The organism is Ignavibacteriota bacterium (assembly GCA_013285405.1).
GTDB lineage: Bacteria > Bacteroidota > Ignavibacteria > Ignavibacteriales > Ignavibacteriaceae > IGN2.
The window spans coordinates 3126508-3138434 of record CP053446.1; the positions used below are offsets into that span (position 1 = coordinate 3126508).

An 11927-nucleotide genomic window follows, 5' to 3' on the forward strand; every position below is an offset into this window, starting at 1 on the left:
AATCAGAATTTTACTCTTAATCCCAGTTGATAGATTTTATTATTCAAAATTGCTTTATCATTATTTACACCCAGAAATATATCAACCGGAATCTCTTCCTTCGCTGTCTGAAATTCTTCTTCAAATGAATCAAACCGGGAGATATTTGAATAATCAGAAGGTGAAGACAAACTCGCAGTTGTATCAGTGTCTGCTTTCTTTTCTTTAAAGAATAGTGCATACGCAAGTATTCCGGCAATTACAAGTCCTCCAACTATATAAATGGTGGAATTGTTACTACCTTCATCAGTCTGATTTGTTCCGTTGTTACCACCTCCGGGAACATCAAAGATTCTTAAATTACTTTGTGCCCATGTTTCCGAAGAAAGCATCGTAATTGCGAGCACAAGAAAAACTGCAACAGTCTTGGAGAAAAAGTTTAAAATAGCTTGCACTTTTATTACCTTAAATTTGTTGTGACTAATATACTGTAAATCTTCTCAGCTATTCAAGCGTGAGGATAGTACCGATTCTCGATCTGCTTGATTTTAATTATTCTTCTATATTGACCGAATAAATAATAATACTACCATTTATAACGTTAATCACATAAGTACACGTCTAACTTTAATATTTTTACAATGGGTTTTATTCATAGAGTAAAAAAATGTAACATTGCATGTTATCTAACTGTCTAAAATATCAATCAGGGAAAAATATAAATCGGAGATAAGGATGCGATATATTCTAATAATCTATCTTTCATTTTTTATAACTGGTTTTTCATTAAGTCAGGAAAAACTGACACTTGAAAAAGCAATTGGCATAGCACTTCATAAAAATTCACAATTATTAATCAGCACAAGTCAGATTGAAGGATATGAATCCAGCGTTCAGGCAGCGTATGGAAATTTTTTACCTTCGCTTGGATTAAATGCAGGCTGGGATTGGTCTCGATCAGATGTTAAAGGTGTTGGTACGGTTGTGATTAATGGAATTCCTGTACCAAGAGTAAGCACTACTTCAACTTCCAGAAATTACAGAGGTTCAGTTTATACTGATTGGACTCTATTCGATGGCTTAGCAAATTTTGCACAGCTTTCAAAGACTGAAAATGAATTGCAATCTGCTCAATACTCACTTGAAAGAGTAAAGCAGGATATAGTTTTTCAGACAATGTCACTTTACTATGACGTGGTTTATGCTGAACAGTTACTTCGTGTTAAGAAAGCTGATTTGAAATGGAACGAAAAAAATCTTGAAACCATAAAAGAGAGAAACAGACTCGGAGCTGCTACACTTGCGGATGTTTATCAACAGGAAGTTGCAAAAGGTAATGCAGAACTTGAATTGATAAAAACTGAAAACCAGCTTGAAATTTCTAAGAAGGATTTATTATTCTATCTTGGTGAAGATATCTTACAGGAATTTGTTTTTTCAGATACACTAACTTCTGCTGAAACAGAAATTCTGAATTCTGATCTGTTGAATGATTATGAAAATATTACAGAACTTGTTACTCAGGCTTTGAATAAACGTTTTGATTACCAGAGTGCAGTCCTGAATTTTGAAAGCTCAAAGGAAGGAGTAACAATTGCAGAATCCGGTCACTGGCCAAGTTTAACAGCAAATGGAAACTATTCGCTTTATACTGATAATCTGTCAACGATTGATCAATCAAAAACTCTCGGATTTGGATTAAGCCTGAACATTCCGTTATTCTCAGGCTGGTCCGTTACTAACAGAGTGCAGCTCGCAGAAGTACAATCAAAAATAAGTGAAGTTGAAAAGAGTGATCTTGAAAGAGATATAAAACGACAGATAAAAACAACCTTCCTGAATTTACAGGCTGCTCAAAAAGGATTGGGTGTAAGTGAAAAAAACATTGCAGCCGCCAGAGAAAACTTGAAGATTGAGGAAGAAAAATATTCATTGGGATCTGGCAAACTGCTCGATGTTTTAATCGTTAATTCACGCTATACTGATGCACTCACAAGTCTTTTGAACGCACAGTTTGCTTATATAGTGCTGAGTCAGCAAATGAGATATTACCTCGGAATACTGGATTATAAAATTTATGAACAACAATAGACTTTCTTAGGAGATAAAAAGAATGGCAAACGGCACAAGAAAAAAATCAAAGAAGAAACTTTTCATTTTTGGGGGACTTGGTCTTCTCGTTCTCATCCTCGTTATTGTTGCTTTAACGGGTGGCAGCAAGGAAAATATTATCCTGGTGCAAACAGAAAAAGTTTCAAAGAGAAGTATTACTCAAACTGTAACAGCTACCGGAACGATTGATCCGGAATTTAAAGTCGTGATTACACCTGAAGTAACTGGTGAAATTATCAGCTTGCCTGTTAAAGAAGGTGATGTTGTAAGGAAAGGTCAGCTTTTAATCAAGATAAAAGGTGATCAGTATATGGCGCAGAAAGACAGACTCGAAGCTAATCTGAAATCATCCGAAGCATCTTTACAGATGAGTGATGCTGAATTGAAAAGAGTAAAGCTTGAATATGATCGTGTTAAAGAACTTCACAGCAAAGGACTTGCGAGCCAATCAGAATATGAAACAGCGGAAACAAATTATCTTACTTCTAAAGCATCGTATGATGCAGCATCTGCAAATGTTCTTCAAAGTAAAGCACAATTGAGAGAAGTTCTTGATATACTTTATAAAACTACAATTTATTCTCCGATAGATGGTATTGTTACTCAGCTAAATGTTGAACTTGCAGAAAGAGTTCTCGGTAGTGGTTTTAGTCAGGGAACTGATATTATGACGGTTGCTGATCTGAATAAAATGCAGGCTGTTGTTGATGTTGATGAGAATGATGTCGTTCTCGTTTCCGTTGGAGATACCGCAAATGTGAAAGTGGATGCTTTTGGTGATAGAATATTTCATGGAGTAGTTGTTGAAATAGGTAACAGTGCAAAAGCCACTGGATTCGGAACTCAGGAACAGGTTGTGAATTTTTCTGTTAAGATAAACCTGATGGATCTCGATCCTAATCTTCGTCCGGGAATGTCATGCAATGCAGATATTGAAACTGAAACAGTTAAAGACGTAATAAGTGTGCCGATTCAAAGCGTTACTGCGAGAACAAATGTGCCGGAGGATAATGATTCAACAAAGGTTGAGAAGACTAAAGATGGCGAAACTCAAAAATCAATGATGAAGAAACCAAAAGAAGTTGTTTTTCTTGCTGACAATGGAAAAGCAAAAATGGTTGCTGTCGAAACAGGTATCAGTGATGATAATTTCATCGAAATAAAAAGCGGCTTAAAAGATGGTGAAGTTGTAATCTCCGGCAGCTATCGTGCTATTTCACGGGAATTAGAAAATGGTTCCATTGTTAGAGTCGAAGATAAAAAAGGCGGTCAAAGTAATCAGGAAATGGTTGCCGAAGAAGAAAACTAACTACTCCGGGAAATAATATGAATATCATTAACATAGAACATATAGCGAAAATATATCAGGTTGGGTTGGAGGAAGTTCGAGCGCTTCGTGATGTTACACTCAGGATTGATAAGAATGAATATGTAGCTATTATGGGTCCATCAGGTTCCGGCAAATCAACTTTGATGAATATGCTTGGATGTCTCGATACACCAACTTCAGGTAAATATGAGTTTAACGGTGTTAATGTAAGTGAAATGAATGATAATGAGCTTGCAAGAATCAGGAATAAGGAAATAGGATTTGTCTTTCAAACATTCAATCTTCTTCCAAGATCAGATGCGTTACACAACGTAGAGCTACCATTAATTTATGCCGGAGTTTCTTATAGTGAAAGAAGAGAGAAGGCTTATAAAGCTTTAGTTGATGTTGGACTGGCAGACAGAGTTCATCACAAACCAAACGAACTTTCGGGCGGACAGAGACAAAGAGTTGCTATCGCAAGAGCTCTGGTAACTAATCCTTCAATTATTCTTGCAGACGAACCAACCGGTAATCTTGATTCAAAAACCGGTGAAGAAATAATGAATTTGTTTAACGAGATACAGCAGAAAGGCAATACTATAATTCTTGTAACGCACGAAGAATATATTGCAGAACATGCTGCGCGGATAATAAGGCTAAAAGATGGTTTGGTGGAGAAGGATGAGAAAGTACAAAACAGATACATCCCACAAAAAATTAATTCACATGTAGAAATATAATTTTAGTGGTTTTAATTATATGAGATACATACTATTTGAATTTAAAGAGGGAATGAAAATTGCTTTAAGGGCTCTGCAAGCGAACAAGGTGAGAACTTCATTAACTATGTTGGGTATATTCATTGGAATTACTGTCGTTGTCCTGATGTCAACCGCTATAAAAGGAATTGATAATTCCTTCCAGAATGGTATCAGTGCACTTGGTTCAGATGTTTTATACATTGATAAATGGGCATGGTTCTCAAATGAAGAATGGTGGAAGCTGCGCAATCGAAAAAGTATTACGATGGCAGATTATGAACAATTTAAATCATTAGCAAAGCTTCCTCTTGCCGTTGCACCCGTAATAAATTCTCAGCAAACAATAAAATTTGGTGAAAAGAGAGTTGATGGTGTTTTTCTTACAGGATCAAATGCTGACTATGTGAAGACTACAAACTTCACTTTTGATCAGGGCAGATTTTATAATGATGTCGAAAGTAATGCTTCACGACAGGTTGCAGTAATCGGAAGTGAAATCGCCAAAAAACTTTTTCCGCGTGGCGATGGTTTGGACAAAACAATTAAAATCGGAAATGCAAACTTCAAAGTTGTTGGTATCCTTACTGAACAGGGAAGTTTTATTCTTGGTCCGTTCAATCCGGATAATCAGGTATTTATTCCTATCGGTACGATATTTAAAAATTTTATTGCTGAACACAGAGGTACGGTTACCTTTAATGTTCGTGCTCCAAATCCTGCAATGCTTGAAGAAACGAAATCTGAAGCTGAAGGTGTTATGCGTAAAGTAAGAGGATTAAAGTACAATGAAGAAAATGACTTCTCAATCAACCAGCAGGAAGGTTTGATGGCTGAATACAATTCAGTTGTTGGTGTAATTCAGATTGCTGGTTTGATAATAACGGGATTATCATTATTCGTAGGTGCAATTGGAATAATGAATATTATGTTCGTTTCTGTCCGTGAAAGAACAAAAGAAATCGGTATCCGCAAAGCCATCGGTGCAAAGAGAAGAACAATTCTAACTCAATTTTTATTGGAGTCATCTGCTATCTGTTTACTGGGTGGAATTGCAGGACTAATAGCAGCAATTTTGGGAAGCATGGCTCTTAATCAATATTTTCCCACATCAATCCAGATAGATGCAGTAATAATTGCAATCGGTGTTTCAGCATTGACCGGAATATTATCCGGCTTTGCTCCTGCATATCAAGCATCGAAATTAGATCCCGTAGAATCATTGAGGTATGAATAAATGAATATCAGTCAATTATTTAATATTGCTGTTCAATCAATCATTAATAACAAACTTAGAACTACACTTACAATTCTTGGTGTTGTTGTTGGAATTTTTTCTATCATAGTTATTATGACGATTATCACAATGCTTCAAAGCAGCATTGAAGATGGTCTGGCAATGCTGAACAAAAATACTTTCCAGATACAAAAACATGAACCGATGCAGGGACCCGGTCACAACAGAAGTGACAGAAATAGGAAAGATATTACGATTGAAGAGGCAATGCGTTTAAAAGAAGTGCTGACATCAGCACAATATGTTGGCGCAGAACAATGGCAGTTCGGGAAAGTTGTAAAGTTTGGCAACATCGAAACAAATCCGAACATTAGTGTAGCCGGTGCAACAGTTGATGCTTTGCGAACGAATGATTGGAATGTTGATTATGGAAGAGATTTAAGAGAGAACGATGTTGAATACTCTGCTAATGTTTGCCTGCTTGGACCTGAGATCGTAGATAAATTATTTCCCAACCTAAATCCGGTTGGACAAACTGTTAGAGTTGATAACCAGCCATTGAAAGTTATTGGTGTACTTCAGAAGCAGCCTGCAATGTTTGGTGAAAGCAGAGATAATTATATCGTTATGCCGATAACTACCTGGCAATCTATTTATGGAAAGTACGGTCGTAGTGTAAACATAACAGTTACTTCACCAAATAAAGAATCTTATAACGATGTTATCGAAGCAGCAATTGGGCATTTCAGAAAAATAAGAAAAGTGCAAGCTGGTCAGCCGGATGATTTTTATATTTTCAGCAACGAATCAATGATTACACAGTTTAACACTATTAGTGGTCCGATTAAAATTGGTGCACTTGCTGTTTCACTTGTTGCATTGATTGCTGCAGGTGTTGGTATTATGAATATTATGCTTGTATCGGTTACTGAAAGAACCCGCGAGATTGGGATTCGAAAAGCCATCGGCGCAAAAAAGTCGAGTATATTAATTCAATTTCTGATTGAAGCTGTAATACTTTGTATCGTTGGTGGATTAGTCGGAATTGCCCTTGGTATCGGTATAGGAAATTTCTTCGGAAGTTTCCTGAACGCACAAATGGCAATTCCCTATGATTGGGTGATTATCGGTATTACAATGTGTGTTATTGTTGGACTAATATTCGGAACTTATCCTGCTTACAAAGCTGCAAACCTTGATCCGATTGAAGCATTGAGGTATGAGTGAAACATAGAACTATTAGAATTTCTAGCCCATTATATTTTTATAACCGATTGCTTGCTCGTCTGTAGTGGATTTCTTACTTTTTTTCAGCGGTTACACTGTACTAACTCACTTTTTCAAATTTTTTTATTTCTCTTTTGAGTCGGTCTTTCAATCTATCTTTTTCTACTTCCAAATTATATCTTATCTGTAAGTTCAGCCAAAATCGTTCTGATAATCCGAAATATTCCGATAATCTTAACGCTGTATCAGCAGTTATCGCCCTTTTGCCAAGAACAATTTCGTTTATTCTTCTGGCAGGAACACTTATATCCTGTGCTAATCGATATTGACTAATTTCCATTGGAATCAGAAATTCTTCAAGTAATATTTCACCGGGATGTATTGGTTCTATTTTTTTATTCATAATATTTTATCCTTTATGATAATCTATAATTTCAACTTCGTAGGCGTTATTTTCTTTCCAACTGAAAACTATTCTCAATTGGTCATTTATTCGAATACTATATTTACCGACTAAATCACCAGATAATTTTTCAAGTCTGTTACCAGGTGGAATTTTTAAATCATTGAGTTTTTCTGCACCATCAATAAGTAGAAGCTTTCTATAAGCCAACCTTTGAATTTTCGGAGGCAAATGCCTAACAAATTTTCTATTGAATAAATCTTCAGTTGATTTATCAGAAAAACTATTTATCATACGTTCTTATAATAACGCTTTGCGTTATTAAATTCAAGACTATTCTAAAATTAGTTCTCTGAGATTTATTTGGTCTCTCTCAGGCGGATTGATTTATATTATTTGGCTGAGGTAATCTCTTAAAGGATTTTCGATTTCTCTTGTTTAATGAGAATAATCTTTGGTATTACTCTTAGTATCCTTGTCGGCTATTTTGCTGGAAGCTTCTTAATTGCTCAAATGGCAATCCCTTATGAGTGCATAATTATCGGTATCTCAATGTGTGTAAACATGGGACTTATGCTTTGAACATATTCAACTTACAAAGCTGCAAACCTTGATCCGATTGACGCATTGAGGTATGAGTGAAACATAGAACTTATTTGAGATACCTGTTAGACTATCTTTTTATAATCTATTGACTTTTTACTTATTAAAGAGGCTGCCATAGCCTTTTTGATATTAAGGCAGAATAGTTGTTTTCCCGCTTTTGCGGGATCCCGTTTTACGGGAAAGTAAGAAACATTGTAGATCAGTTTTTCAAAGAACTTAATTTTTTATTTAACTGTCTCGAGCCGGATAACTATTTATTTTCTGTGCCTATTGACTTTTTACTTATTAAAGAGGTTATGAAGCAATTTTATTAAATAGATTTGTTAATTAATAATTAACTCAACTCTTTTGCCTCCATCATTATATGAAGGACAACCGCCATCAAATACAGAATAACTAACATTTTCAATTGTTATTTGTTTTGGTTGGAATCCTTCAGCTTCGATTATAAATTCATACTTACCTTCTTCTACTCCAAAACCAAATGGAATATTGCAATAATAGATACTATCGTTGCCTACAATTCCGTAGGATTCCATCAATGGATATGCTCCATATTCTTTTGAACCATTAATCTTTAATTCACGGAGAATTATAAATCTAGGATGATTATAATTAGCTGTATCACGAAGAGAAGTAATATTTAATATTGGTTCTTTGTAAGTATGAACACAAGGTCCAATTCTATTATCTTCATTGCAAGAAAGAATAATAAAAGTAAAGAAGATTACTATTGTAAATTTGATTGAACTTTTCATTTTATTTATGCTTTATAACGACGTGTTATGTTAAAACACAACACCGTAATTATTTTTAATTTAAGATTTCCTGTGTGTTTATTTTTTTATTAAACACTTTAATTATTTTCAATATCTAACTTAATCCAATCAACGAAATAAATTATCCTCTTTAATAATAGGATATCCTCCCGTATAGCGGGACAAGTCGTTATACGCTCTTCCACTAAAGAATGAGTAATTCCCAAAATGCCTGTCCCGAACTTGTTTCGGGAAGGTTTGGCTGCCATAGCCTTTTTGATATTAAGGCAGAATAGTTGTTTTTCCGCTTTTGCGGGATCCCGTTTTACGGGAAAGTAAGAATCATTGTAAATCAGTTTTTCAAAGAACTTAATTTTTAATTTAACTGTCTCGAGCCGGATAACTATTTATTTTCTGTGCCTATTGACTTTTTACTTATTAAAGAGGTTATATGCTGGTATCATTTTTATTCTGCGTTGTTGTAATTAAAGGTTCATCTATCTTCGAATTTTTTTTCCCGAAAATCTTTTTAATGAATCCCCAAATAGCAGCAAAAATTCCTACGATAAATGCCCAAATTGCTTTTCCTAGACTTTTTACAAGTTTTGTAAACCATCCACTTTTTGCTACTTGACGGCCAACCAACACCGTTCCTATCCCAACTGCTGCATACTTATCAATATCGGGATTAAAATCAGCATAACGATAATTATTATCAAAATTTACTGTTGAGCGAATTGGATAAGATGCATTTTTAATATTTTCATATTTTTCTTTGCTACATACAAAACCACTCAATAATAGTCCTTTTCTCCCAAAATATAATGAGCGATGCTCTACCATAGAAAGGCCTTCTTGTATTGATTCAATAGAAAAGTTTAATGTTTGGTTGGATTTATTTAAATAAAGTTTTTCAACATAACCTATTACATCAATTGATGAGAAACCAGAGGAAATTCTTTTTTTATTTTGTTCTTCCGTATTCTTTTTTATTTCTTCTAGAATATCAATATCCTCTAGTTCTTCTTGGACGTCTCCCATTTTAAAATATCCTAAGTCATTAAATTTGAAATAAACAAACCAATCCGCATCTTCAGAAGAAGGCATAACCAAACCAGAAATATCCATTCCCGAATTTCCAATTTCTCTCATTAATTGATTTGCATCGTAACTTTCAAGAAAAAGGAAACTATCTGGAATAATTACACTTGAATTAGAATTCGGGATTGAAACTTTAGTCGGTCCGTAAGTTGGAGAATAATCACTTATTTGTGAGAAGAATTGATGAGATGTCATCAAATACAAGGCTATAAAAAGTAAAAAACAATTTTTCATTTTATTACTCCTTTTTCATTAAGCACATAACGACTTGCCGCTAACCGGCAGCCCAGAACAAGAATGCCGAATAGTTGCAACTACTTTTATTTATAAAAAATGTTTCTTAGAACAACCTACCTTAAAGAGCAACTTAACTTTGTAACACAACAATATAATTACACAACTGCCGCACTGAAAACGCTGTCCGTGTTGAGCGGCTGGTTATAACGCATTTCTAATTTATGGACAATTACAAAATTCTAATTGCATTGAATCTTGTTTAATTTTTCCATTTCCATTGATGACAAAATCAAAGTGCTTTAAGATTTTTTTCTTATCTATAAACTCAATTTGTGTGTGATCAATTTCGCGGTTATTTTGAGGGAGTAAATAATATTTGGATAATCCTTCCCAATCTATGTCTCGGAGAGAAACAATATCTTTTAAGAAAAAACTAATCCAGTAATCGCCAAGTTTTGAATTTGGTTGCTCGTATTTAAGCTTATTGTTTGCTATAGTTACATATTTATTATCTAATTCAAATCCTATAAATTTTCTTCCGAGTCGTTTCGACGCAATCGCCGTTGTCCCAGTACCCATAAATGGATCCAGAACAACATCTGATTCATCTGTGCTCATTAAAATAATTCTCTCCAATAGATGAATTGGTAATTGACACGGATGTTCGTCTCTGTATTTATTATGTTTTATTCTATGAATATCAGTCCATACATCGGAAAGTAATGGTCCAAATGAATGCAATCCTTCTTTCTTTCCTCCATAATCCTTTAGAAGATAACCACATTTTCGACAACGTTTGTGGGGGTATCTTAATTCATAAAATTTGGATTGCTTAATATCTTTTACATAATATAAGATTCCGTAATGCGATGGTTGTAAAGATTTACCCATCGGTGCGGTTGGCGCATCCCAAGAAATCCAATGTCGGAAAGTTGCATATTTATTTAAGATAGATGAATAGTAGGTTAACCATTTTGGTATATTGTGTAGAAAAATAGCTCCAGTAGGCTTTGTAACTCTCACCATCTCTTTTATCCACACCTCACACCAATTCAGGTACTCTTTGAACTCCAAAGAATCTTTATAACCATTGTACTTTTTCTTCAAATTAAAAGGAGGGTCTGCAAATGTGATATCAATTGAATTATCTGGAATATCTTTGAATAATTCTAGCGAATCTCCATTTAGAATTTTATTTATAAATTTTTCCATAATTATTTTATCGTATCCTTTAGCAGTTCTTTAAATCTTCGTAATTCATCTTCGTGAAAAGTAAAAACATCTTCGTATGCCGAAACCATTCTTTTTAAATCACCCTTTCTGACATACCAACCAATTCCATCAACAAAACCAATAAATTTAGATTTTGGATAGTGCTGTTTGAGTAAAGCATCAATCGAAATTTCTGTTTTTGATTTATCACCTTGCCCAGAGGATGTTGTTACTAAATATGAACTTTCAATAATAAGCAGTGGATTTTTCTTATTTGGAATAATAAAGTCCATCGTTCTTTTTGAATCAGGTGCATTTGTAATTAATTCAGAAAGATCACCTCTTTCAAAAGTTACTTTGAATTCCTCTAATAAATTTTCAATAACAGTTTCGGGATTATTTTCCTTTTTGCCGGAGTATGAACCCTTTTCTTTATATCTGATTAACGTATCGATTAAGTCGGGAATTTGATATTGTAATTTAGAAATGCTAAGCTTTTTCAATTCAAATAAAGGTAATGTTTTTGCCAAAAAAGGAATTGTAGCCCCTTCAAAAAATAGATTTACTATTCCTTGTCTGAAATATTTTTCTGTTTTTATCATCGCAGTAATTTTTGAGTCAGACCATTCAGCTATTCCATCATCGGAAATATTTTCTTTTTTGAACCATCTGTCTTTGAGCAATATTCTATTTAATTCTGCATCGTCAACCACTCTGATTAATGTCGTAATGCGTTTTAAGTTTTCGTTTGAAAAACCAGTCAAAGCAAGTAAAGCGCGTAATCCGTTTTCTTTTTCCAATATTAATTTTTCAAAGAATTCTTTTTTAAGTCCGTTAAGCTCAATTTCGTTCTTTAAATTTAGAAGTAGTTCTTTGATCGAATTAACATAACCTTCATAACTTTCTTCAAACTCTTTATTGTAAAAATAGAATGTGTTTTTGTCGATTACTTTTTTAAATTTTTCATCAGTTGACTTCATCAAAT

General features: G+C 34.1%; 12 protein-coding genes. 5 read left to right on the top strand and 7 right to left on the bottom strand.

Translation table 11 applies throughout. The features are described from left to right. Positions 1-2: 2 nt before the first annotated feature. Positions 3-434: a hypothetical protein gene (locus tag HND39_13750; protein ID QKJ97262.1), complete on the bottom strand. Its 432-nt coding sequence runs from the start codon at positions 432-434 to the stop codon at positions 3-5. 280 nt (positions 435-714) lie between these two features. On the opposite strand from HND39_13750, the gene HND39_13755 reads away from it, so the two are divergent. The 5 genes from HND39_13755 to HND39_13775 are packed head-to-tail and all read left to right on the top strand — an operon-like array spanning position 715 to position 6625. Beyond that, positions 715-2070 (top strand): TolC family protein, encoded by a 1356-nt coding sequence (locus tag HND39_13755; protein ID QKJ97263.1) that lies wholly within the window; start codon positions 715-717, stop codon positions 2068-2070. A gap of 22 nt (positions 2071-2092) precedes the next feature. Then, entirely contained in the window at positions 2093-3400 is a 1308-nt protein-coding gene (locus HND39_13760; GenBank protein QKJ97264.1) for an efflux RND transporter periplasmic adaptor subunit, read from the top strand. 17 nt (positions 3401-3417) lie between these two features. Then, positions 3418-4143: an ABC transporter ATP-binding protein gene (locus tag HND39_13765; protein QKJ97265.1), complete on the top strand. Its 726-nt coding sequence runs from the start codon at positions 3418-3420 to the stop codon at positions 4141-4143. Positions 4144-4162: 19 nt separating this feature from the next. Beyond that, positions 4163-5398: an FtsX-like permease family protein gene (locus HND39_13770; GenBank protein ID QKJ97266.1), complete on the top strand. Its 1236-nt coding sequence runs from the start codon at positions 4163-4165 to the stop codon at positions 5396-5398. Then, the gene (locus HND39_13775; protein QKJ97267.1) at positions 5399-6625 is read left to right on the top strand and encodes an FtsX-like permease family protein; all 1227 of its coding nucleotides are present in this window, start codon (positions 5399-5401) and stop codon (positions 6623-6625) included. Between the two features lie 100 nt (positions 6626-6725). Here the strand turns inward: HND39_13775 and HND39_13780 are convergent, their stop codons facing one another. The 6 genes from HND39_13780 to HND39_13805 form a co-directional block, all read right to left on the bottom strand. Then, positions 6726-7028 carry a HigA family addiction module antidote protein gene (locus HND39_13780; GenBank protein ID QKJ97268.1) on the bottom strand — a complete coding sequence of 101 codons (303 nt, stop codon included), beginning with the start codon at positions 7026-7028 and terminating at the stop codon, positions 6726-6728. A 6-nt stretch (positions 7029-7034) separates the two neighbouring features. Beyond that, positions 7035-7322: a type II toxin-antitoxin system RelE/ParE family toxin gene (locus HND39_13785; GenBank protein ID QKJ97269.1), complete on the bottom strand. Its 288-nt coding sequence runs from the start codon at positions 7320-7322 to the stop codon at positions 7035-7037. A gap of 635 nt (positions 7323-7957) precedes the next feature. Next, positions 7958-8392 (bottom strand): hypothetical protein, encoded by a 435-nt coding sequence (locus tag HND39_13790; protein ID QKJ97270.1) that lies wholly within the window; start codon positions 8390-8392, stop codon positions 7958-7960. A gap of 447 nt (positions 8393-8839) precedes the next feature. After that, the gene (locus HND39_13795) at positions 8840-9727 is read right to left on the bottom strand and encodes a DUF2167 domain-containing protein (protein QKJ97271.1); all 888 of its coding nucleotides are present in this window, start codon (positions 9725-9727) and stop codon (positions 8840-8842) included. 222 nt (positions 9728-9949) lie between these two features. Beyond that, positions 9950-10945, bottom strand: coding sequence for a site-specific DNA-methyltransferase (locus HND39_13800; protein ID QKJ98010.1), 996 nt, complete (start codon positions 10943-10945; stop codon positions 9950-9952). Beyond that, the gene (locus tag HND39_13805) at positions 10945-11922 is read right to left on the bottom strand and encodes a hypothetical protein (protein ID QKJ97272.1); all 978 of its coding nucleotides are present in this window, start codon (positions 11920-11922) and stop codon (positions 10945-10947) included. The genes HND39_13800 and HND39_13805 overlap by 1 nt, the downstream gene beginning before the upstream one ends. Between the last annotated feature and the right edge of the window lie 5 nt (positions 11923-11927).